General features: G+C 71.2%; 20 protein-coding genes. 14 read left to right on the top strand and 6 right to left on the bottom strand.

Annotation, left to right across the window (positions count from 1 at the left end):
- The first annotated feature begins 24 nt into the window (after positions 1 to 24).
- Positions 25 to 1,482 (top strand): aminopeptidase P family protein, encoded by a 1,458-nt coding sequence (locus tag ACH4VX_RS17510; RefSeq protein WP_398368267.1) that lies wholly within the window; start codon positions 25 to 27, stop codon positions 1,480 to 1,482.
- Between the two features lie 43 nt (positions 1,483 to 1,525).
- On the opposite strand, the gene ACH4VX_RS17515 is transcribed toward ACH4VX_RS17510, so the two are convergent.
- Positions 1,526 to 1,990, bottom strand: coding sequence for an ATP-binding protein (locus tag ACH4VX_RS17515; RefSeq protein WP_398368268.1), 465 nt, complete (start codon positions 1,988 to 1,990; stop codon positions 1,526 to 1,528).
- A gap of 220 nt (positions 1,991 to 2,210) precedes the next feature.
- Here ACH4VX_RS17515 and ACH4VX_RS17520 point away from each other — a divergent pair, with 220 nt between their 5' ends.
- The 9 genes from ACH4VX_RS17520 to ACH4VX_RS17560 all read left to right on the top strand — a co-directional run bounded on the left by ACH4VX_RS17520 (position 2,211) and on the right by ACH4VX_RS17560 (position 11,978).
- Positions 2,211 to 3,008, top strand: a complete 798-nt coding sequence (locus tag ACH4VX_RS17520) for a hypothetical protein (RefSeq protein ID WP_398368269.1) — start codon at positions 2,211 to 2,213, stop codon at positions 3,006 to 3,008.
- A 180-nt stretch (positions 3,009 to 3,188) separates the two neighbouring features.
- Complete coding sequence (locus tag ACH4VX_RS17525) at positions 3,189 to 3,944, top strand: YcnI family protein (protein ID WP_398368270.1); 756 nt, start codon at positions 3,189 to 3,191, stop codon at positions 3,942 to 3,944.
- An 89-nt stretch (positions 3,945 to 4,033) separates the two neighbouring features.
- Positions 4,034 to 4,690, top strand: coding sequence for an SCO family protein (locus ACH4VX_RS17530; RefSeq protein WP_398368271.1), 657 nt, complete (start codon positions 4,034 to 4,036; stop codon positions 4,688 to 4,690).
- Positions 4,687 to 5,136, top strand: coding sequence for a copper chaperone PCu(A)C (locus ACH4VX_RS17535; RefSeq protein WP_398368272.1), 450 nt, complete (start codon positions 4,687 to 4,689; stop codon positions 5,134 to 5,136). Before ACH4VX_RS17530 ends, ACH4VX_RS17535 begins: the two co-directional genes overlap by 4 nt.
- Before the next feature lie 13 nt (positions 5,137 to 5,149).
- Positions 5,150 to 7,048, top strand: a complete 1,899-nt coding sequence (locus tag ACH4VX_RS17540) for a copper resistance CopC/CopD family protein (protein ID WP_398368273.1) — start codon at positions 5,150 to 5,152, stop codon at positions 7,046 to 7,048.
- A gap of 6 nt (positions 7,049 to 7,054) precedes the next feature.
- A complete protein-coding gene (efeB, locus tag ACH4VX_RS17545) occupies positions 7,055 to 8,341 on the top strand; it encodes an iron uptake transporter deferrochelatase/peroxidase subunit (protein WP_398368274.1) in 1,287 nt (428 codons plus the stop codon).
- Positions 8,342 to 8,411: 70 nt separating this feature from the next.
- The gene (gene pheA, locus ACH4VX_RS17550; RefSeq protein ID WP_398368275.1) at positions 8,412 to 9,344 is read left to right on the top strand and encodes a prephenate dehydratase; all 933 of its coding nucleotides are present in this window, start codon (positions 8,412 to 8,414) and stop codon (positions 9,342 to 9,344) included.
- Between the two features lie 547 nt (positions 9,345 to 9,891).
- Positions 9,892 to 11,169 carry a serine--tRNA ligase gene (serS, locus tag ACH4VX_RS17555; protein ID WP_398368276.1) on the top strand — a complete coding sequence of 426 codons (1,278 nt, stop codon included), beginning with the start codon at positions 9,892 to 9,894 and terminating at the stop codon, positions 11,167 to 11,169.
- Positions 11,166 to 11,978 carry an HAD family hydrolase gene (locus ACH4VX_RS17560; protein WP_398368277.1) on the top strand — a complete coding sequence of 271 codons (813 nt, stop codon included), beginning with the start codon at positions 11,166 to 11,168 and terminating at the stop codon, positions 11,976 to 11,978. The genes serS and ACH4VX_RS17560 overlap by 4 nt, the downstream gene beginning before the upstream one ends.
- 277 nt (positions 11,979 to 12,255) lie before the next feature.
- Here ACH4VX_RS17560 and ACH4VX_RS17565 read toward each other — a convergent pair whose 3' ends face one another.
- From ACH4VX_RS17565 to ACH4VX_RS17580, 4 genes are read right to left on the bottom strand one after another with little or no spacing between them, the layout of a single operon-like run.
- Complete coding sequence (locus tag ACH4VX_RS17565) at positions 12,256 to 12,975, bottom strand: ABC transporter permease subunit (RefSeq protein WP_398368278.1); 720 nt, start codon at positions 12,973 to 12,975, stop codon at positions 12,256 to 12,258.
- A 9-nt stretch (positions 12,976 to 12,984) separates the two neighbouring features.
- Complete coding sequence (locus ACH4VX_RS17570) at positions 12,985 to 13,896, bottom strand: ABC transporter ATP-binding protein (protein WP_398368279.1); 912 nt, start codon at positions 13,894 to 13,896, stop codon at positions 12,985 to 12,987.
- Positions 13,893 to 14,807: an ABC transporter permease gene (locus tag ACH4VX_RS17575; RefSeq protein ID WP_398368280.1), complete on the bottom strand. Its 915-nt coding sequence runs from the start codon at positions 14,805 to 14,807 to the stop codon at positions 13,893 to 13,895. The genes ACH4VX_RS17570 and ACH4VX_RS17575 overlap by 4 nt, the downstream gene beginning before the upstream one ends.
- A complete protein-coding gene (locus ACH4VX_RS17580) occupies positions 14,797 to 15,771 on the bottom strand; it encodes an ABC transporter ATP-binding protein (protein ID WP_398368426.1) in 975 nt (324 codons plus the stop codon). The genes ACH4VX_RS17575 and ACH4VX_RS17580 overlap by 11 nt, the downstream gene beginning before the upstream one ends.
- Before the next feature lie 200 nt (positions 15,772 to 15,971).
- On the opposite strand from ACH4VX_RS17580, the gene ACH4VX_RS17585 reads away from it, so the two are divergent.
- From ACH4VX_RS17585 to ACH4VX_RS17600, 4 genes are all read left to right on the top strand, one after another.
- Positions 15,972 to 17,756: an SDR family oxidoreductase gene (locus ACH4VX_RS17585; protein ID WP_398368281.1), complete on the top strand. Its 1,785-nt coding sequence runs from the start codon at positions 15,972 to 15,974 to the stop codon at positions 17,754 to 17,756.
- Positions 17,757 to 17,888: 132 nt separating this feature from the next.
- Positions 17,889 to 18,437 (top strand): RNA 2'-phosphotransferase, encoded by a 549-nt coding sequence (locus ACH4VX_RS17590; RefSeq protein WP_398368282.1) that lies wholly within the window; start codon positions 17,889 to 17,891, stop codon positions 18,435 to 18,437.
- 65 nt (positions 18,438 to 18,502) lie between these two features.
- Positions 18,503 to 19,405 carry an LLM class flavin-dependent oxidoreductase gene (locus ACH4VX_RS17595; RefSeq protein WP_398368283.1) on the top strand — a complete coding sequence of 301 codons (903 nt, stop codon included), beginning with the start codon at positions 18,503 to 18,505 and terminating at the stop codon, positions 19,403 to 19,405.
- Between the two features lie 87 nt (positions 19,406 to 19,492).
- The gene (locus tag ACH4VX_RS17600) at positions 19,493 to 20,380 is read left to right on the top strand and encodes an HAD hydrolase family protein (RefSeq protein WP_398368284.1); all 888 of its coding nucleotides are present in this window, start codon (positions 19,493 to 19,495) and stop codon (positions 20,378 to 20,380) included.
- Between the two features lie 4 nt (positions 20,381 to 20,384).
- On the opposite strand, the gene ACH4VX_RS17605 is transcribed toward ACH4VX_RS17600, so the two are convergent.
- Complete coding sequence (locus ACH4VX_RS17605) at positions 20,385 to 21,443, bottom strand: peptidoglycan DD-metalloendopeptidase family protein (RefSeq protein WP_398368285.1); 1,059 nt, start codon at positions 21,441 to 21,443, stop codon at positions 20,385 to 20,387.
- Positions 21,444 to 21,591 lie beyond the last annotated feature (148 nt).

The following is a 21,591-nucleotide window of genomic DNA, read 5'->3' on the forward strand; positions in this document are numbered from 1 at the left end:
AGTGCCGTATCGAGGAGGATGACCGTGGCGGAGGAGTTGCCGGAGACCCCGGAGACTGCCGAAGAAGAGCCTGTCAAGCAGCGCAAGAACGGCCTGTACCCGGGCGTGTCCGACGAGCTGGCCGAGAGCATGAAGAGCGGCTGGGCCGACACCGAGCTGCATGACCTGCGGCCGATCCCCCAGGCCGCGGAGACCGCCGCCCGCCGTGCGGCGCTCTCCGCCCGTTTCCCGGGTGAGCGTCTGGTCGTCCCCGCGGGCAACCTGAAGACGCGTTCGAACGACACGGAGTACTCCTTCCGCGCATCGGTCGAGTACGCCTACCTCACCGGCAACCAGACGGAGGACGGCGTCCTCGTCCTGGAGCCCACGGCCGACGGCCACAAGGAGACGATCTACCTCCTGCCCCGCTCCAACCGTGAGAACGGCGAGTTCTGGCTGGACGGCCAGGGCGAGCTGTGGGTCGGCCGCCGCCACTCCCTCACCGAGGCCGAGAAGCTGTACGGCATCCCCGCCTCCGACGTCCGCGAGCTGGCCGGCGCGTTGCGCGAGGCCACCGGCCCGGTGCGGGTCGTGCGCGGGCACGACGCCGGGATCGAGGCAGCGCTGACCGACAAGGTCACCGCCGAGCGCGACGAGGAGCTGCGCGTCTTCCTCTCCGAGGCGCGGCTGGTCAAGGACGACTTCGAGATCGGCGAGTTGCAGAAGGCCGTCGACTCCACCGTGCGCGGCTTCGAGGACGTCGTGAAGGTCCTCGACAAGGCCGAGGCCACCAGCGAGCGCTACATCGAGGGAACGTTCTTCCTGCGCGCCCGCGTGGAGGGCAACGACGTCGGCTACGGCTCCATCTGCGCCGCCGGACCGCACGCCTGCACACTGCACTGGGTGCGCAACGACGGCCCGGTCCGCTCCGGTGACCTGCTGCTGCTCGACGCGGGCGTGGAGACGCACACGTACTACACGGCCGACGTCACGCGCACGCTGCCGGTCGACGGCACGTACAGCGAGCTGCAGAAGAAGATCTACGACGCCGTGTACGACGCCCAGGAGGCCGGCATCGCGGCGGTGAGGCCGGGCGCCAAGTACCGCGACTTCCACGACGCCGCCCAGCGCGTGCTGGCCGAGCGGCTCGTCGAGTGGGGCCTGGTCGAGGGCCCGGTGGAGCGGGTGCTGGAGCTGGGTCTGCAGCGCCGCTGGACGCTGCACGGCACCGGTCACATGCTCGGCATGGACGTCCACGACTGCGCCGCCGCGCGGACCGAGACGTACGTCGACGGCACGCTGGAGCCCGGCATGGTGCTCACCGTCGAGCCGGGCCTGTACTTCCAGGCCGACGACCTGACCGTGCCCGAGGAGTACCGCGGCATCGGCGTCCGCATCGAGGACGACATCCTCGTCACCGCGGACGGCAACCGGAACCTCTCCGACGGGCTGCCCCGGCGGTCGGACGAGGTCGAGGCGTGGATGGCCGCCCTGAAGAGCTGACGCACGACACGACGGCCGGGCACGCGCGCGTGCCCGGCCGTCGCTACACCGCGACGAGCGGGGCGTCCTTGCGCCACTTGAGGATCTTGTCGAAGCTCACCACCGCGCCGCCCCGGCCCGGCTTGTTACCGATGTGGACGTGGTCGGCGAGCTCCTGGATGAGGCACAGGCCCCGCCCGTGCTCGGCGTCGGACGACGCGGGGCGGACCGGCGGGCGGGAGCGGTTCCCGGTCGCGCCGGGGAAACCGGGGCCCGCGTCGGCGACCTCGATGCGGCACTTCTCGCCGTCGAGATAGGCGGTCACCCGGAACGCCTCCGAGGTACCGTCCCGCGTGGCGCCCCCGCCGTGCTCGACCGCGTTCGCGCAGGCCTCGCTGAGGGCGACGGAGAGGTCGTAGGAGATGTCGGGGTCGACGCCCGCGGTCTCCATGGTGCCGAGCAGCAGGCGCCGGGCGAGCGGCACGCTGGCGGCATCGCGCCGCAGATGGAGTGACCACCAGATGCTCATGCTCCAGCCTCCTGGCTGCGCCTCGACATACCGTTACGTATTGCCCTGAGTTCCCGTTCGTAAGCGTGCAGTTGACGTGACACCGCCCATACGGTGGATGTGTCGCGGAGCCGATCGGTGTATGTGGGGCGCGCTGTGGCAGATGTGATCTTCCGGTCGTACCTCATCTTGCGGACCTGCCGTACGGCGACCGGTGGGCCGGTGCGATGATGAGCGCGCCATGTCTGCCCCCCACCCGCGCACGATGCGCTCCGGACGAGGACTCCGGATCCTGCGGGCCGCGGTGTTCGCCGCGGTCTGCGTCGTGCTGGCCGGGGCGGGCCACACGCTCGCCTCCCACGCCGCCGTACCGCTGTGGACGCTGGGCGCGGGCTTCCTCGGGATCCTCGCGGTCGCCGCACCGCTCGCCGGACGCGCCCGGTCGCTGCCGGGGATCGCGGTACTGCTGGCGTGCGGCCAGACGGTCCTGCACACACTGTTCGGCCTGGGACAGCACGGCGCACCCGCCACGGGTTCGTCGTCCGCGCTCTCCGACGCCACGCTGGTCGAGCAGGCCGCGCGGCTGTTGTGCGGGACCACCGCGGCGGGACTCAGCCCCGCGCAGGCCGAGCGCGTCCTCACCGAAGCGCGGGTCCACCACGCCGGGGCCGCCCCCCACGCGGAGGCTGCCGCGAACGCCCCTGCGTCACTGCTGCCGTCACTGCCGATGCTGCTCGGCCACGTCCTCGCGGCGCTCGCCGCGGGATGGCTGCTGCGCCGCGGTGACCTGGCCCTGCTGCGGCTGGCCGAACTGTCGGCGCACGGTGTCGCCGAAGGCGCCCTCGTACGATCCCTCCGCGCGGCGCTCGCCCTGGTGCGTGCCCTGCGCGCCGGGCTCCCGGGAGCACCGGAAGGGGCCCCGCGCATGGCGCGCACCGCGCTGCTCGCCCCGCTTCCGCCCCGTTCCGCCGGGCTGCATCACACGGTGATCCGCCGGGGTCCGCCGACCGCCGTCACCGCACTCGCTCTCGCCGCCTGACGCAAGGCGACCACCACTCCGGGTTCTCGGCCGAGGAGAGGGGCGCCGGCGTGCGGCACGCGCGCGTGCGGCCGTTTTCCGTGTGCGCCCGGCCGTCCTGCCCGAAAGGCCCGTCCGGCCGTACGCGCGGCACATCCCTCACCGTCAGTGAAACCTCAATCGAAGCGGAGTGCTTCTGCCATGAAGGCTTCCCGTATCGCCGCCGCCGGTGCCGTCGCCGGTGCCGCCGTCCTCGCCGTGTCCGCCCCCTGCTTCGCGCACGTCAGCGTGCAGCCGGAGGGGCAGGCCGCGAAGGGCGGCTACGCGGTCGTCGGCTTCAAGGTCCCCAACGAGCGGGACAACGCCTCGACCACCAAGCTCGAGGTCACCTTCCCCACGGACCACCCGCTGGCGTCCGTGATGCCGCAGCCGGTCGAGGGCTGGGACGTCAAGGTCACCAAGTCCAAGCTGGACAAGCCGCTCGAGATGCACGGCGAGAAGATCAACGAGGCGGTCTCCAAGGTCACCTGGACCGCCAAGGGCGACGGCATCGAGCCCGGCTTCTTCCAGAAGTTCCCGGTGTCCGTCGGCACGCTGCCCGAGGACGCCGACGAACTCGTCTTCAAGGCCCTGCAGACGTACTCCAACGACGAGGTCGTCCGCTGGATCGAGGTGCCGCAGAAGGGCCAGGAGGAGCCCGAGCACCCTGCTCCCGTGCTCACCCTGTCCGAGGCCTCCGAGGACGGCCACTCGCACGGTGCCGCGGCCGACGACAAGGCCTCCGAGGACACCGCGGCGGCCGAGAACACCTCCGCCCGGACCTCCGCCTCCGACGACGAGGGCGACTCCGGCGGTACGGACACCACCGCCCGCGTCCTGGGCGTCGTCGGCATCGTGGTCGGCGCCGCGGGCGTCGCCTACGGCGTACTCGCCGGTCGTCGGCGCACCACCGCCTGACCCCCCTCTTCTCAACGGCGCGCACCGGGTCGCCCACGGCCCCGTGACCTCCCGGTGCGCGCCGGAGCACTCACCTCTCAGGACCATTCATGCGCAAGAAGACCTTCGCGGCCGCGGCCCTGCTCGCCGTCGCCTCCCTCACCCTGTCCGCCTGCGGCAGCGGATCCGACGACAGCGGCAAGCCCGTCGCCGTGGTGTCCGAAGAAGCCGGCGCCCAGAAGGCTGCCACCGTCCTCGACAAGCCGTTCGAGAAGCCGGACCTCGTCCTCACCGACACCCAGGGCAAGGAGTACGACCTCCGGGAGCAGACCGCGGGCAGGCCCACGCTGATCTACTTCGGTTACACCCACTGCCCCGACGTCTGCCCGCTGACGATGAACAACCTCGCCGTGGCCAAGAAGCAGCTGCCCCAGGACCAGCAGGACGAGCTGCGGATCGTGTTCGTCACCACCGACCCGGAGCGTGACACCTCCGCCGCGCTGGGCACGTGGCTCAAGGGAATCGACTCCCAGGTCGTCGGCCTGACCGGCGACTTCGACACCATCCAGGCCGGTGCCCGCACCCTCGGCATCTCGATCGACCCGCCGCGCAAGGACGACAACGGCAAGACCGTCTCCGACCACGGCACCCAGGTCATCGCCTTCTCGCCGAAGACCGACGGCGGTTACGTCCTCTACGGCGAGGACGCCACCGTCGAGGACTACACCAAGGACCTCCCCGAGATCATCAAGGGCGAGAACCCGTGAGGCGCCCGGCAGCCGCGGCCGTGATCGTCGCCGGGGCGCTGGCCCTGGCCGGCTGCGGCGGCTCGGACAGCGGCACGGCGGAGCTGTCCGTCGGCTCCGCGTACATGCCGCAGCCCATCTCCGACATGGCCGCCGGCTTCCTCACCATCACCAACGAGGGCGACTCCGCGGACCGGCTGACCTCGGTCAGCAGCAACGTCGCCGACCAGGTCACCGTGCACGAGACCGTCGACGGGGCCATGCAGGAGGCCGAGGCCCTCGACATCCCGGCCCACGGCAGCCTGGTGCTCGAGAGCGGCGGCAACCATCTGATGTTCGAGCAGCTGAAGCGGAAACCGAAGCAGGGTCAGAAGGTCACCGTCGAACTGCGCTTCGCCCACTCCGACCCCGTCACGGTCGAGATCCCGGTGAAGCCCGCCACCTACACCCCGAAGACCGGACACTGAGGGAGACACCCCTGTGACCCAGACCATCGCCCCCCGCGTGCGGACCCTGGTGCTGCTGCTCCTGGCCGTCACCGGCGCGCTCCTCACCGGAGCCGCTCCCGCCTCCGCGCACGCCGCGCTGACCGGCAGCGACCCCGGGCAGGGGGCGGTGGTCGACACGGCACCCACCCAGGTCTCGCTCACCTTCTCCGAGCAGATCGCCGTGAGTGACGACGCCGTACGCGTCCTCGACCCCAAGGGCGAACGGGTCGACAAGGGCGACCCGGCCAGCCCCGGCGGCACGACGTACACCGTGCGGCTGCTCAGCGGGCTGCCCGACGGCACGTACACCGTGGCCTACCAGGTGGTGTCCGCGGACAGCCATCCCGTCGCCGGTGCCTTCACCTTCTCCATCGGCGCGCCCTCCAAGACCTCCGTCTCGGTCTCCGATCAGGCCCCCGACGACGGCCTGATCGGCTGGCTGTACGGCATCGGCCGCTACGTGTCGTACGCCGGCTTCGCCGTCATGACCGGCGGGGCCGCCTTCGTACTCGCCTGCTGGGGACGTGGCTCCGGGGTGCGGACGGTGCAGCGGCTGGTCGTCTCCGGCTGGCTGGCACTCACCACGGCCACGCTCGCGCTGCTGCTCCTGCGCGGCTCCTACACCACCTCCGGGACGGTCGGCGACGTCTTCGACCTGTCGCTGCTCGGGGACGTGCTCCAGACGAAGACCGGGGCGGCACTGGTGTCCCGGCTGCTGCTGCTCGCCGCGGCGGCCCTGTTCATCGCGGTGCTGTTCGGCGCCTATGACAAGCGCGAGGCCGAGGAGAAGCGGGACCTGACCTTCGGGCTGGCGATCGGCGGGACGGTCGTGGCGGCCGGGCTCGCCGCCAGCTGGGCCATGTCCGAGCACGCCTCCCAGGGGCTCCAGCCCGGCATCGCCATGCCCGTCGACGTGCTCCACCTGCTGGCCGTCGCCGCCTGGCTCGGCGGACTCACCACCCTGCTCGTCGCCCTCTACCGGGCGCCCGCCGACACCCCGGTCGACCAGGACGCCGTCCAGCGGTTCTCCCGGCTCGCCTTCGGCAGCGTGGTGACGCTCGTCGTCACCGGCGTCTACCAGAGCTGGCGGCAGCTCGGCTCCTGGTCGGCGTTCACCGACACCCGGTACGGGCAGCTGCTGCTCGCCAAGATCGGGCTCATGGCGGTGCTGGTCGCGATCGCCTCCCTCTCACGGCGCTGGACGGCACGGCTGGCGAAGGCACCGGCCCCGGCGGCGCACGAGGAGGAGGAGAAGCAGCCGGCGGGGGCGGGCAAGGCCACCGGGGCCGAAAAGGGCGGCGCCGTTCGGGCCGCTCAGCTCGCCCGGCAGCGGGCCGCGATGGAGAGCGCCCGGCAGAAGCGGCTGCGCGACGCCGACCCCGACCGCTCCGGTCTGCGCCGCTCCGTACTCGCCGAGGCAGGCATCGCCGTCGTCCTGCTCGCCGTCACCACCGTGCTGACGCAGACCGAGCCGGGACGTACGGAACAGGATGCCGAGGCGGCCACCTCCGTCTCGTCCTCGTCGTCCGCCCCGACCGGTCAGGGCACCGGAGCGGTGACACTGAACATGCCCTTCGACACCGGCGGCGAGAACGGCAAGGGCGTCGTCACGGTCGACCTCGACCCCGCCCGGGTCGGCGACAACACCATGCACGTCTATGTGGAGGGCCCGGACGGCCAGGCCGTCGACGTCCCCGAGGTGAAGGTCGCCCTCACCCTCTCCGCCAAGGACATCGGGCCGCTGCCCGTCGTCCCCGACCGCATCACCACCGGGCACTGGTCGGCGAGCGGAGTACAGGTCCCCATGACGGGCGACTGGAAGATCGAGGTGACCGTGCGAACCTCCGACATCGACCAGGTGACCGTCTCGAAGAACGCGAAGATCGGCTGAACCACCATGGCTGACCAGTCCATTCCGCAGGTCCGGACCCCCGAGGCGCCCCAGGAGGAGCCCGGGGACCGGACCACCGGGAACGGCCTCTCCCGACGCCGGCTGCTCGGCACGGCCGGTGCCGCCGGGCTCGCACTCGGAGCAGCGGGCGGGGCCGTGGGATACGCGTCGGCACCCGCCGGAGCCACCCCGCTGACGTCGGTGGGCGACAGCCGGGTCGGGTTTCACGTGAAACATCAGCCCGGCATCACCCAGCCGCTCCAGGCCCGCGGCCATCTCATCGCCTTCGACCTCGCCCCCGGGGCCGGACGCAAGGAGGCCGCCGCACTGCTGCGCCGCTGGTCGGACACCGCCCGCCGGCTGATGGCGGGCGAGCCCAGCGCGCAGGACGACACCGGCGTGGCCCGCGACGCCGGCCCCTCCTCACTGACCCTCACCTTCGGCTTCGGCCACAGCTTCTTCGGGCGCACCGGCCTGGAGAAACAGCGCCCGGTCGCCCTGGACCCGCTGCCCGACTTCTCCTCCGACCACCTCGACAAGGCCCGCAGCAACGGCGACCTGTGGGTGCAGATCGGCGCCGACGACGCCCTCGTGGCCTTCCACGCCCTGCGCGCCGTCCAGAAGGACGCGGGCTCGGCGGCCAAGGTGCGCTGGCAGACGAACGGCTTCAACCGCTCACCCGGCGCCACCGCCCGCCCCATGACCGCCCGCAACCTGATGGGCCAGGTCGACGGCACCCGCAACCCCAAGCCCGCCGAGTCCGACTTCGACGAGCGGATCTTCGTCCCCGAGGAGGGTGAGCCCGCCTGGATGGCGAACGGCTCCTACGTCGTCGTACGCCGTATCCGCATGCTGCTCGACGACTGGGAGAAGCTGCCGGTCAAGGACCAGGAGAGCGTCATCGGGCGCCGCAAGTCCGACGGGGCGCCGCTGTCCGGGGGCACCGAGACGTCCGAGATGGACCTGGAGAAGACGGATTCCCGGGGCAACCTGGTCGTCCCGATCAACGCCCACGCCAGGATCACCCGACCCGACCAGAACGGCGGCGCCGCCATGCTCCGCCGCCCGTTCTCGTACCACGACGGCATCGACGCGGACGGGGTGCCGGACGCGGGGCTGCTGTTCATCTGCTGGCAGGCCGATCCGCTGCGCGGCTTCGTGCCGGTGCAGCGCAAGCTCGACCGGGGCGACGCCCTGACGCCGTTCGTCCGCCACGAGGCGAGCGGGCTGTTCGCTGTGCCGGGCGGCGCGGCGGAGGGAGAGTATGTGGGGCAGCGGCTGCTGGAGGGATGAGAACCGTCCCGAGTCACCCCTGAGAGCTCTTGCCGGGCTGCCGCCGGCCGGGGCCCATTAGGGTGAGGTCATGCCAGCGAGCTATGCGTATCTCGGCCCAGAGGGCACCTTCACCGAAGTCGCCCTGCGCACGCTTCCCGAGGCGGCCACCCGTGAGCTGATCCCGTACGTGTCCGTGCAGTCCGCGCTCGACGCGGTGCGCGTCGGCGAGGCCGAGGCCGCGTTCGTCCCCATCGAGAACTCCGTCGAGGGCGGTATCACCACCACCCTCGACGAACTGGTCGCGGGCACCCCGCTGATGATCTACCGCGAGGTGCTGCTGTCGATCACCTTCGCGCTGCTCGTCCGTCCGGGCACCAAACTGTCGGACATCAAGACGGTCACCGCCCACCCGGCCGCCCAGCCGCAGGTGCGCAACTGGCTCAAGACGCATCTCCCGGACGTCGTCTGGGAGTCGGCCGCCTCCAACGCGGACGGCGCGCGACTTGTCCAGGAGGGCCGGTACGACGCCGCCTTCGCCGGTGAGTTCGCCGCCGCCCGGTACGGCCTGGAGGCCCTGGAGACGGAGATCCACGACGCGGAGAACGCCCAGACCCGGTTCGTGCTGGTGGGCCGCCCCGCCCGGCCCGCCGCGCCCACGGGCGCCGACAAGACGTCCGTCGTGCTGTGGCAGCGCGACGACCATCCCGGCGGCCTGCGCGACCTGCTGGGCGAGTTCGCCACCCGCGGCATCAACCTGATGCTGCTCCAGTCCCGGCCGACCGGTGCCGGGATCGGCAACTACTGCTTCTGCATCGACGCCGAGGGCCACATCTCGGACCGGCGGATGGCCGAGGCGCTGACGGGGCTCAAGCGGATCTGTCTACAGGTGCGCTTCCTCGGTTCGTACCCGCGTGCGGACGTACGTCCCGGGGAGGTGCTTCCACCGTTCCCCGGGACGTCGGACGAGGAGTTCGTGGGAGCGGCGGACTGGGTCGCGCGGTGCCAGGACGGGCGGTTCTGACAGGGCCGGGGAGGACGGTTCCCGGTCCTACCTGCTGATTTTCGTTGTCCACAGGAGTTATCCACAGGTCCGCTTCTCTATCTGGGGACAAGTCGACACCGAAGCCGCATTCGGTCGATAAATCGCCCTGCGGAGCATGATCCCGTTCATCGTCCCGCACATCCCCTTCGTCCACCCTTTTCCTTCGGTCAACCCTTTGAGGTGATCCCTTTCCACTCAAAAGTGGGGAGGAAGGCGGTTTGTCCTGGGAATCCTCGGCTTTGATCAGGCGTTTCGGAGTGGCCAATTCCGAAGTCCACAGATCTTCCCCACAACCTGTGGATAACTTTCCGAGAACGGGGACGCCTGTGGACAACCGAAGCCAAGTCCCCAGCCGCGCAAGGAATCCCTGTCAACCGGCAGCCCGCGAACTGACCCGTTCCAGGGGGAGTGCCCCTTTCATTGACCTTGCGGAACATTTTGCGCAATTCCCTCATAACGGACCGTGTACCGCCGCACCGCAATAGTGAGTCGTGAGGCGTCACCCCGCACCGGTAGCCTGGACCGCGTGATTGACCTTCGCCTGCTTCGTGAGGACCCCGACCGTGTGCGTGCTTCGCAGCGCGCCCGTGGAGAGGACGTCGCGCTCGTCGACGCCCTCCTGTCTGCCGACGAGCGGCGCAGGTCGTCCGGCGTCCGCTTCGACGAGCTGCGCGCCGAGCAGAAGTCGCTCGGCAAGCTCATCCCCAAGGCGGCCGGCGACGAGAAGGCCGAGCTGCTGAAGCGGGCCGGCCAACTCGCCGCCGACGTCAAGGCGGCCGACGCCGACCGCGACGCCGCGGCGAGCGAGACACAGGACCTGCTGCTCAAGCTGAGCAACCTCGTCCACCCCGACGTGCCCGTCGGCGGCGAGGAGGACTTCGTCACGCTGGAGACGCACGGCGGCATCCGTGACTTCGACGCCGAGGGCTTCGCGCCCAAGGACCACCTGGAGCTCGGCCAGCTCCTCGGTGCCATCGACGTCGAGCGCGGCGCCAAGGTCTCGGGCTCCCGCTTCTACTTCCTGACCGGCGTCGGCGCACTGCTCGAGCTCGCCCTGGTGAACGCCGCGATGGCCCAGGCCACGGCCGCCGGCCTCACGCCGATGCTGACCCCCGCGCTGGTGCGCCCCCAGTCGATGGCCGGCACCGGCTTCCTCGGCCAGGCCGCCCAGGACGTCTACCACCTGGACAAGGACGACCTCTACCTGGTCGGCACGTCCGAGGTGGCGCTGGCCGCGTACCACATGGACGAGATCATCGACGCCGACCGGCTGCCGCTGCGGTACGCGGGATTCTCGCCCTGCTTCCGCCGCGAGGCCGGCTCGCACGGCAAGGACACCCGGGGCATCTTCCGCGTGCACCAGTTCGACAAGGTCGAGATGTTCTCGTACGTCGCCCCGGAGGACTCCCAGGCGGAGCACCAGCGGCTGCTGGAGTGGGAGAAGCAGTGGCTGACCTCGCTGGAGCTTCCGTTCCGCGTGATCGACGTCGCCTCGGGCGACCTGGGCTCCTCGGCCGCGCGTAAGTACGACTGCGAGGCGTGGATCCCGACCCAGGGCAAGTACCGCGAGCTGACCTCGACCTCGGACTGCACCGAGTTCCAGTCGCGCCGGCTGTCGATCCGCGTCCGTGAGGACAAGAAGGTGCGCCCGCTGGCCACGCTCAACGGCACACTGTGCGCCGTACCGCGCACGATCGTGGCGATCCTGGAGAACCACCAGCAGGCCGACGGCTCCGTGCGCGTGCCGGAGGTGCTGCGTCCGTACCTGGGCGGCCGGGAACTCCTGGAGCCGGTCACCAAGTGAGCACCACCCCCGCGACCTTCCCGTACCGGCTCATCGCCACCGACCTCGACGGCACGCTGCTGCGGGACGACCACTCGGTCTCCCGCCGCACCCGTGACGCGCTCGCCGCGGCCACCGCGGCGGGCGCCGCGCACATCGTCGTCACCGGCCGCGCGGTGCCCTGGACCCGCCCCATACTCGACGACCTCGGCTACGAGGGTCTCGCCGTCTGCGGTCAGGGGGCCCAGGTGTACGACGCCGGGGCGCACCGCCTGCTGACGTCGGTGACCCTGGACCGGCAGCTGGCCGGAGTGGCGCTGGCCAAGATCGAGGCGGAGGTCGGCCCGCTGCACCTGGCGGCGAGCCGCGACGGTCTGGACGGCGAGGTGCTGGTCGGTCCCGGTTACGAGGTCGTGGGCGGGCTGCCCGCGATCCCGTTCACGGACGCGTCGGACCTGTGGACGGCGCCTCTGAACAAGCTGTACATCCAGCACCCGACCCTGACCTCGGACGAGCTCGCCGACGCGGCCACCCGCGCGGCGGGCGGGTTCGTCACCGTCACCATGGCGGGCGAGGGCATCGTCGAACTGCTCCCGCTCGGCCTGTCCAAGGCCACGGGGCTGTCACTGGCGGCGCGCCGGCTGGGCGTGAAGGCCGCGGAGACGATCGCCTTCGGCGACATGCCCAACGACATCCCGATGTTCGCCTGGTCCGCCCACAGCGTAGCCATGGCCAACGCCCACGAGGACCTGAAGACGGTGGCCGACGAGGTGACGACCTCCAACGAGGAGGACGGCATCGCGCTGGTCCTGGAACGCCTCTTGCCGTGACTGCGGGCAGGCGTGCCTCCCCCGGTGCCTCAAGGGCCCGGGATGTGCCCCCGGGAGGGGCGGCCCACGCGACAGAAGTGCGCGTGCTCGAAGCGGCCGCCCCGGGCAGCTCCCCGTAAGGACGGACTCGACGGAGCAGTGGGGATTGCTCCGGAGTCCGCCGCGGGCTGCCCCGTCCCGGTGTCGTGGACACCATCACTGTGCCCGCCGGACGAGTCGGGCGCCACCGAATAAAACCGGCAGGCGGTACCACCCGACCCGCCGCCCGGCGGGCGTCTCACTCCTCGCCGGCCAGCGTCAGCGAGCGCAGCTTCTGTCCGGCGTACCAGGTGGCCAGCACGGTGACCGCGGCCAGCAGCACCGTCGCGGTCGTCAGACTCACGTCCGAGGTGACCAGGTCGCCCCCGGAGACCTTCTGCGCCACCGCCAGCGCCCACTGCTGGACGCTCAGCGTGCGCGCGCCGGGCACCAGGGAGCCGAACAGCGCCTCCCAGACCAGGGCGTAGACCAGCCCGAACACCACCGCGTGCCGCGAGACCGTGCCGAGCAGCAGGAAGAGCGCGGCGTACGCGATGGAGGCGACCAGCGCGGCCACGGTGTAGGCGACGGCGACCTGCTGGCCGTTGCCGTTCAGGACGAAGCCCGCGATCAGGGTCGGCACCGCCGAGAACACCATGGTGACGGCGATCGCGACGATCAGCTTGGTGTAGATGATCGTGGGCCGCTTGATCGGCTTGGACAGCAGGTACACCACCGAGCCGTCGTCGATCTCGGGACCGATGGCTCCGGTGCCGGCGATGACACCGATGATCGGCACCATGGTGGCGAGCGCGAGCCCGCCGAGGACGTCGGCCGCGGTCTGGTCGTCGGCGCCGGCGAGGGCGCGCACCGCCAGGGAGATCGCGATCAGCAGCAGGGGCAGGGCGCCCAGGATGAGGGCCCGGCGACGGCCGAGCAGGGCCCGGTAGGTGAGCCGGGCGACTGTGGGGTCGTACATCAGGGCCTCCTACGCCGCGACGAGGTACGAGAAGACGGACTCGAGGGACTCGTCGGACGGCGAGACCGTGAGCAGGCGGATGCCGTGCTCCTTCGCGACCCTCGGCAGCAGGGCCGTGAAGCGGCCGAAGTCGACGGCCTGGATGCGCAGGGCGCCCTCGGCGTGGTCGACCTCGATGCCGGACGTCGACGGGTCGGCGATCAGCGCGGCCGCGAGGACGCGGTCGTCGCTGGAGCGCACCAGGTAGCGGTGCGGTCGGTCCGTCATCAGGCGGCGGATCCTGCGGAAGTCACCGCTGGCCGCGTGCCGGCCGGCGACGACGACCTCGATGTGCCAGGCGAGTTGCTCGACCTCTTCGAGGATGTGGGAGGAGAACAGCACGGTGCGGCCCTCGTCGCCCATCCGCCGCAGCAGGTCCATCAGCTGCATGCGCTGACGCGGGTCCATGCCGTTGAAGGGCTCGTCGAGCAGGAGCAGTGACGGCTGGTGGACCAGCGCGGACGCCATCTTCACGCGCTGCCGCATGCCCTTGGAGTACGTGGCGATCTTGCGGTCCTGCGCGTACTCCATCTCGACCGTGGCCAGCGCCCGCTGGGCGGCCTTGGCGCCCAGGCCGTGGAGTTCGGCGTTGGCGAGGACGAATTCGCGGCCGGTGAGGAAGTCGTACATCGCCTCGCGCTCGGGGACGACGCCGATGTGCCGGTAGATGGTCTCGTTGCGCCACACCTGCTGTCCGTCGAGGGTGACGGTGCCGGTGGAGGGGGCGAGGAAGCCGCCCATCATGTTGATGAGAGTGGACTTCCCGGCACCGTTGGGGCCGAGCAGGCCGGTGACGCCGGGGCCGATGGTCATGGTGATGTCGTTGACGGCGACCACGTTGCCGAACCAGCGGGAGACGTGGTCGATGCTGAGCGTGGTCACAGTCCCACCTTCTTGTAGCGGCGCACCAGGAGGCCGTAGCTCGCGGCGATCAGACCGAGGGTGAACAGGACGTAGACGACGCCCGCGGTGTTGCCCGGTCCCACGCCGCCCGGGAAGGCGGAGGTCGCGCCCAGGAAGGCGGACTGCACGCCGTCGATGAGGGTGATCGGCGAGAACAGGCCGATCCAGGCGATGGAGTCGCCGCTGTTCTGGACCTCCGCGATCGCCTGGAGGGTGGAGACCGCGCCGTAGGAGATGGTCAGTACGGCGATGACGGCCGCGATGCCGAAGCCGCGGCGCGGGGTGGCCGACGCGATGACCAGGCCGATGCCGGCGAAGAGCAGCGAGAGCAGTGCCACGGAGACGAGTCCCTGCGCGAACCCCTTGGTCTGGTCGGTGAAGTCGAGCTTGGCCAGCAGCGCGCCGATGTACAGCACCAGCAGGGGAGCGGCGGTGAGGATGAACAGGGCCGACGCCAGTGCGGCGAACTTGGCGCGTACGTAGTCGGCGGTCTCGATGGGCCGCGAGAAGTACAGCGGTACGGTTTTGAAGCGCAGGTCGCGCGAGACGGACTGGGGTGCCTGCGAGGCGACGTACAGGCTGATGACGGCCTGCATGACGATCGCGTAGCGCGTGTAGTCGACCGGCAGGTCGTTGGCCTTGGTGGCGACGGCGACGGCCACCATGATGGCGGCGGGCACGCACATCACCACGAACAGCAGCATCGGCAGCACCTTGGACTTCACCGAGCGGCCGAGGCCGTAGGCGCCGCGCAGGGACTGCGAGTACAGCGAGAGCGTGGCGTAGGAACGGCCGAGGCGGGGGCCGTCGTAGGAGCGGTAGCCGATGTTGTGGATACGGGTGTCACCCGGTGCAGTGGCTGGTGTCTGCATGGACTGCTCAGTTGCCATGGCCGACCGCCTCCTTCCGCTGCTCGTCGCTGTTCTCTTCGCTGCTGGTGAAGACCTCGGAGATGTGGTGCCGGCGCTGTTCCATGCGCACCAGGCCGAGTCCGAGGTCCGCGATGACGTCCCGGACCAGGTCGTAGGTGTCCTCGCCCTGTGCGGTGAGCAGCAGGATGTGTCCGGCGCCCGGCAGTCCGCTGCCGTCCTCGACGGCCACCCCTCGCGCGTGGAGCGCGTCGCGCACCGCGTGGGTGCCGTCCGGGTGCTCGTCGGTGTCGGTGACCTCGATCGCGAGGGTGGTGGTGGTCTGGGTGAAGTCCGTGGTGGAACTGGAGCGCAGCAGCTTGCCGCCGTCGACGACCACGACGTGGTCGCAGGTGCGCTCCAGTTCACCCAGCAGGTGGGAGGTGACCAGGACCGAGATGCCGAAGTCGGTGTGGATGCGTCGGATCAGGCCGAGCATCTCGTCACGGCCGACCGGGTCCAGGCCGTTGGTGGGCTCGTCGAGGAAGACCAGCCGGGGGTCGTGCACGAGGGCCTGTGCGAGCTTCACTCGCTGCTTCATGCCGGTGGAGTAGCCGCCGATGGGGCGGTAGCGCTCCTCGTACAGGCCGACGTGGCGCAGGGTGTCCGCGGTGCGTTCCCGCGCGGCGGTGGGCGGCAGGCCGGACATGCGCGCCATGTGGACGACGAACTCGGTGGCCGAGACGTCCGGCGGCAGGCAGTCGTGCTCCGGCATGTAGCCGACCCGTTCGCGGATGGCGGCGCCCTCGGTGGCGACATCGAGTCCGAGCACTTCGGCGCGGCCCTCGGTGGCGGGGGACAGACCCAGCAGGATCTTGATCAGTGTGGACTTGCCGGCTCCATTGGCTCCGACGAGTCCGGTCACACCGGGCCCGACGTCCACGGAGAGCCGGTCAAGAGCGGTCACCCGGGGGAACCGCTTGCTCAGGCTTTCGGTCGCGATCACAGTCACGTCCTCGACGGTAGTGACCCGTACCACTGCGGTCGTCAGACCGAAGAGCCGTCTTGGTGTCCGTCTGGAGTCGTACGGGCCCGTAGGGGGATCTCCTTCCGGGGAGTTATCCACAGCCTGGAGGCCCGCTATTGACGGGGCCGCGGCCGACTGCGAGATTCACTCCTGTCACGTTACGGACACGTAGCGCAGTCATGACCGCAGGGGGTGACGGCTTGTCGGGGACGGTGTGGGCGGGGGCGCGGGAGCGCCGGGTGCGTACGGGCGGGGTCGAGCTGTGCGTGGCGGAGCTGGGTGAGAGAGGGCGGCCGACGGTCGTCCTGGTGCACGGCTACCCGGACAGCAAGGAGGTGTGGTCCGAGGTCGCGCCCCGGCTCGCCGAGCGGTTCCACGTCGTGGCGTACGACGTCCGGGGCCACGGCCGGTCCACGGCGCCGCGTCCGCTGCGTGGCGGATTCACCCTGGAGAAGCTGACCGACGACTTCCTGGCCGTCGCCGACGCGGTCAGCCCGGACCGGCCGGTGCATCTGGTGGGGCACGACTGGGGTTCGGTGCAGTCCTGGGAGTTCGTCACGGTCGGGCGCACCGCGGGGCGGATCGCTTCCTTCACGTCGATGTCGGGGCCGTCGCTCGACCACTTCGGGCACTGGATCGACCGCCGTCTGAGGCGGCCCACCCCGCGCCGGGTCGGTCAGTTGCTGGGCCAGGGCGCCAAGTCCTGGTACATCTACCTGCTGCACACGCCCGTGCTGCCGGAACTGGCCTGGCGCGGGCCGCTCGGCAGAGCCTGGCCGCGGATCCTCGAGCGCCTCGAGAAGGTACCCGGCAACGGCTACCCGACCCCGTCCCTGCCGTCGGACGCGGCACACGGGGCCTGGCTCTACCGGGACAACGTGCGGGCCCGGCTGCGCAGCCCGCGTGCGGACGCCTACGCGCACGCGCCCGTGCAGCTCATCACGCCCCTGGACGACGTGTTCCTCTCGGAGCGGCTCTACGAGGATCTGGAGTTGTGGGCTCCACGGCTGACCCGGCGGACGCTGCCGGCGAAGCACTGGGTGCCGCGCAGCCGCCCGGACCAGCTGGCGGCATGGATCTCCGGCTTCGTGACGTCGGTGGAGGCCGGCCGCGCGGAAGTCACGGCTCCGGGCCGCTACGCCGACCGCTTCGGCGGACAGCTGGTCCTGGTCACGGGGGCGGGCAGCGGCATCGGGCGGGCGACCGCGCTCGCGTTCGCGGAGGCGGGCGCGCGCGTGCTGGCGGTCGACCTGGACGCGGAGGCCGCGGTCCGTACCGCCGGGGAGGCCCGTGGCCACGGAGCGGCGGCGGCCTGGGCGGAGACGGTGGACGTGTCCGACGAGCAGGCGATGGAGAAGCTCGCCGAGCGGGTCACCACCGAGTACGGCGTGGTGGACGTCCTGGTGAACAACGCGGGCATCGGGCTGGGCGGCTCCTTCTTCGACACCACCCCGGAGGACTGGAAGAAGGTCCTCGACGTCAATCTGTGGGGGGTGATCCACGGCTGCCGGCTCTTCGGGCGGCGGATGGCCGAGCGCGGGCAGGGCGGTCACATCGTCAACGTCGCCTCGGCGGCGGCGTTCCAGCCGTCCAGGGCGCTGCCCGCCTACAGCACGTCCAAGGCGGCGGTGCTGATGCTGAGCGAGTGCCTGCGGGCGGAGCTGGCGGACCGGGACATCGGCGTGACGGCGGTGTGCCCCGGGTTCGTGAACACCCCCATCACCTCCACCGCGCGCTTCGCGGGCGTGGACGCCGAGGAGGAACGGCGGCTGCGGAAGCGGGTGGCACGCCTGTACGGGTTGCGCAACTACCCGCCGGAGAAGGTCGCCGCCGCGATCCTGCGGGCGGTGGCGCGTGACGAGGCGGTGGTGCCGGTCACCCCGGAGGCGCGGACGGCGTATGCGCTGTCGCGGTGGATGCCGGGGGCACTGCGGAGGATCGCGCGGGTGAAACCACCGGTGTGAGGGCCACCGATGTGAGGCCGGTTGTCCACAGTGGACCTCAATTCCCCTGTGGATAACCGCACTTGGCTGTGGATCAAACCTCCGGAGCTAAATCGATCGCGTGATGCGCGTCTCTCCCGGCAATCTGAGCGGATGGATGAAAGACGCACCGTGAAGGTGTCGAAGTACCTCGCCAAGCATCTGCGCCATCAGCCCGCGAGGATCGGGCTCACGCTCGACGAGGGCGGCTGGGTCGAGATCGACGCGTTGATCGCCGCGGCGTCCGCGCACGGCTTCCGGATCACCCGGGAGGAACTGGACCACGTCGTCGCCGGCAACGACAAGCGGCGCTTCGCCGTCGAGGGCACGCGGATCCGTGCCAGTCAGGGCCACAGCGTCGAGGTCGACCTCGGACTGGCACCGGCCACCCCGCCGTCGTACCTGTACCACGGCACCGTCGCCCGGAACCTGGAGGCGATCCGTACCGAGGGGCTGCGGCCCATGAACCGGCACGACGTGCACCTCTCCGCCGACCGCGAGACGGCGGCCCGCGTCGGCGCCCGCCGGGGCCGCCCGGTCGTCCTGTCCGTGGACGCGGCCGCCATGCACCGCGACGGCCATGTCTTCCATGTGAGCGCCAACGGTGTCTGGCTGACCCGAGCCGTGCCGAGCCGGTATCTGCGGTTTCCCGCAAGCCACTGAGGCGGACCGCGGACGGCCTGATCGTTTCACGTGAAACACGGGGCTCACCGCATAGGCTCGGTGGTATGACTCTGCGCCTGAGCACCGTGATCCTCCCGTACCGCCGCTGGCACGAGGGCAGCCGTTCGGCGTGGGTGCGTGCCGAGGAACTCGGCTTCCACACGGGATACACCTACGACCATCTGTCCTGGCGCGGTTTCCGGGACGGCCCCTGGTTCGGCGCCGTTCCCACCCTGACCGCCGCCGCGGCCGTGACCGACCGGATGCGACTGGGCACGCTGGTGACCTCGCCGAACTTCCGGCACCCGGTGACCCTCGCCAAGGAGCTCATCTCCCTCGACGACATCTCCGGCGGACGCGTCACGCTCGGGATCGGCGCGGGCGGCACCGGCTTCGACGCCACGGCGCTCGGCCAGGAGCCCTGGACACCCCGTGAGCGCGCCGACCGCTTCGCCGAGTTCGTGCCCCTGCTCGACCGGCTGCTCACCGAGGACTCGGTGTCGTACGAGGGCGACTTCTACGCGGCGCACGAGGCGCGCAACGTCCCGGGCTGTGTGCAGCGGCCCCGGCTGCCGTTCGCCGTGGCGGCCACAGGACCGCGCGGGCTGCGGCTCGCGGCACGTCACGGGCAGGCGTGGGTGACCACGGGTGATCCCCGGCTGTACGAGGACGGCACGCCCGAACAGTCGGTTCAGGCCATTCGCGGCCAGGCGGAGAAGCTGGCCGACGCCTGCGCCGAGCTCGGCCGGGACGTGACCGGGCTGGAGAAGATCCTGCTCACCGGATTCACCCCGGACCGGGGTCGTCCGCTGGAGTCCCTGGACGCCTTCGTCGATTTCGCGGGCCGTCACGCCGAGCTGGGATTCACCGAGATCGTGATCCACTGGCCCATCCCCGGCTCGGACTTCGCCGCGGACCAGAAGGTCTTCGAACGGATCGCCATGGAGGCGCCGGCGCAGTTGCGGTGACCCCGGCTGTCCCGGGGTGCGGGCAAGGCCGCTGGTGACGACGGTAACCACTCAGATGTGCGGAGTCCCGCACGGCCGTGCAGGCATATGCGGGACAATGGCCGGGTGACCTCAGCCACCCGACAGCCCGAGCCCCAGGCAGCCACCACTCGACCGCGGCTCATCGCCACCGACCTCGACGGCACCCTGCTGCGCGACGACAAGTCGGTGTCCCCGCGCACCGTCGCCGCGCTCGCCGCCGCCGAGGAGGCGGGCGTCGAGGTCTTCTTCGTCACCGGCCGCCCGGCCCGCTGGATGGACGTCGTCAGCGACCACGTCCACGGCCACGGCCTCGCCATCTGCGGCAACGGCGCGGCCGTCGTCGACCTGCACGGCGGCCCCGGAGCGCACCGCTTCGTGAAGGTGCGCGAGCTGCCCCGGAAGAACGCGCTGGACGCCGTACGGCTGCTGCGCGAGGCCGCCCCGGGCACGGTGTACGCCGTGGAGCAGACCTTCGGCTTCAACCAGGAGCCGGCGTACCCGAAGCTGCACATGGAGGTCCCGGACTCGCTCGCCCCCGCCGAGGACCTGCTGGCTCCGGACTCCCACACCGCCGGCGAGCCGGTGCTCAAGATCCTCGCCCACCATCCCGAGCTCGACCCCGACGCCTTCCTGACCCTGGCCCGGCTCGCCGTCGGCGACCGTGCCAACGTCACCCGTTCCAGCCCCAGCGCCCTGCTGGAGATCAGCGGTCCCGACGTGTCCAAGGCCAGCACACTCGCCCTGTGCTGCGCCGAGCGCGGCATCTCGCACGAGGAGGTCGTCGCCTTCGGCGACATGCCGAACGACGTCGAGATGCTGACCTGGGCCGGCCGTTCCTACGCGATGGGCAACGCCCACCCGGACGTGATCGCCGCCGCCTCGGGCCGCACGGTCGCCAACAACGACGACGGGGTGGCCGTGGTGATCGAGCGGCTGCTGAACGAGCGGCCGTAGCCGCTCAGAGCGACACCCCGTGCCGTGCCAGCCACGGCACGGGGTCCACCGCCGATCCCATCTCCGGCGTGACCCGCACCTCGAAGTGCAGATGCGGACCCGTGGAGTTGCCGCTGGTGCCGGACTGGCCGATCCACTGCCCGGGCCGCACCCGGTCCCCCTGGTCGACGGCGACGGCGGCGAGATGGGCGTACTGCGTGTAGTAGCCGTCCGCGTGCTGGAGCACGATCTCGATGCCGAAGGCTCCCCCGCAGGACACCTTCACCACCTTCCCGGTGCCCACGGCCCGCACCGGCGTGCCGATCGGCACCGCGAGGTCCTGCCCGGTGTGCCGGTTCGCCCACCGGGCGCCGCCGCTGCCGTAGGAGGCGGACAGTTCGTACGTCTCCACCGGCGCCACCCAGCGGGTGGCGAACCGCGTCTCCGGCTGGTCGAGGCGGACCGCACCGCGGCAGGCACCGGCCGCGACGGAGGCGTCCGCCTGGCCCTGGAGCTTCCACCGCGCCGCTTCGAGCTTCCGCTCGATGCCCTGCTGCAGGACGGCGAGTTCCGTGTTCCGCTGCTCCAGCCTCTTCCACGCAGCCGCGGCCCTCGCCTCGTCGCGGGCGAGCCGGGCCTCGGCCCGTTCGCTCTTGTCGATCGCCTTGTCGAGCGACACCTCCGCCTGCCGCACCGCCCGCTGACCGCGCATCAGCTCTTCGGGGTCGTCGGCGAGCAGCATGTGCGCGGTGAGCGGCAGCCCGCCACCGTCCCGGTACTGGGAACTCGCGATCCGGCCCAGCTCCTCGTGCAGCCCGGCCATGTCCTGCCGCTCCCGGTCGAGCCGCTCCTCCAGCCGCTGTCCCTCGGCCCGCTGCTTCTCGGCCTCACGCCGGCCGGCCTCGTACTGCTCCGTCGCCGCCGCCGCTTCCTCGTACAGCCGCGCCACCTCCGCGCTGACGCCGGGCGCGGAGCCGTGGCCGGGGGTGTGGGAGCCGTCTCCGTCGGCGGGCCGGGCGGCGAGCACGGCGAGCGCGCACAACAGCACGGCGGTGAGCAGCGGATGGCGGCGGGTGAAGCGCATGACTGCGATCCTGGACCCCGCCCCGGCACGCGGTCCTGTTCACGTCGTACACATGGGGGACCACTCGCCCCGGACGGACCAGCGGTACCGCCGAACAGCGGCCTGTTCCTCTGCGCCTGACGTCTTGTCACGCGTCAGGCGTCCACCG

Origin of the sequence: Streptomyces sp. NPDC020731, from assembly GCF_044334705.1 — a bacterium.
GTDB lineage: Bacteria > Actinomycetota > Actinomycetes > Streptomycetales > Streptomycetaceae > Streptomyces.

Bases quoted from the DNA above. Each gene is read 5' to 3' on its own strand.
- ACH4VX_RS17515 (WP_398368268.1), bottom strand. From the start codon at position 1,990: ATGAGCATCTGGTGGTCACTCCATCTGCGGCGCGATGCCGCCAGCGTG.
- ACH4VX_RS17520 (WP_398368269.1), top strand. From the start codon at position 2,211: ATGTCTGCCCCCCACCCGCGCACGATGCGCTCCGGACGAGGACTCCGG.
- ACH4VX_RS17525 (WP_398368270.1), top strand. From the start codon at position 3,189: ATGAAGGCTTCCCGTATCGCCGCCGCCGGTGCCGTCGCCGGTGCCGCC.
- ACH4VX_RS17530 (WP_398368271.1), top strand. From the start codon at position 4,034: ATGCGCAAGAAGACCTTCGCGGCCGCGGCCCTGCTCGCCGTCGCCTCC.
- efeB (WP_398368274.1), top strand. From the start codon at position 7,055: ATGGCTGACCAGTCCATTCCGCAGGTCCGGACCCCCGAGGCGCCCCAG.
- pheA (WP_398368275.1), top strand. From the start codon at position 8,412: ATGCCAGCGAGCTATGCGTATCTCGGCCCAGAGGGCACCTTCACCGAA.
- ACH4VX_RS17565 (WP_398368278.1), bottom strand. From the start codon at position 12,975: ATGTACGACCCCACAGTCGCCCGGCTCACCTACCGGGCCCTGCTCGGC.
- ACH4VX_RS17575 (WP_398368280.1), bottom strand. From the start codon at position 14,807: ATGGCAACTGAGCAGTCCATGCAGACACCAGCCACTGCACCGGGTGAC.
- ACH4VX_RS17585 (WP_398368281.1), top strand. From the start codon at position 15,972: ATGACCGCAGGGGGTGACGGCTTGTCGGGGACGGTGTGGGCGGGGGCG.
- ACH4VX_RS17590 (WP_398368282.1), top strand. From the start codon at position 17,889: ATGGATGAAAGACGCACCGTGAAGGTGTCGAAGTACCTCGCCAAGCAT.
- ACH4VX_RS17595 (WP_398368283.1), top strand. From the start codon at position 18,503: ATGACTCTGCGCCTGAGCACCGTGATCCTCCCGTACCGCCGCTGGCAC.
- ACH4VX_RS17600 (WP_398368284.1), top strand. From the start codon at position 19,493: ATGCGGGACAATGGCCGGGTGACCTCAGCCACCCGACAGCCCGAGCCC.
- ACH4VX_RS17605 (WP_398368285.1), bottom strand. From the start codon at position 21,443: ATGCGCTTCACCCGCCGCCATCCGCTGCTCACCGCCGTGCTGTTGTGC.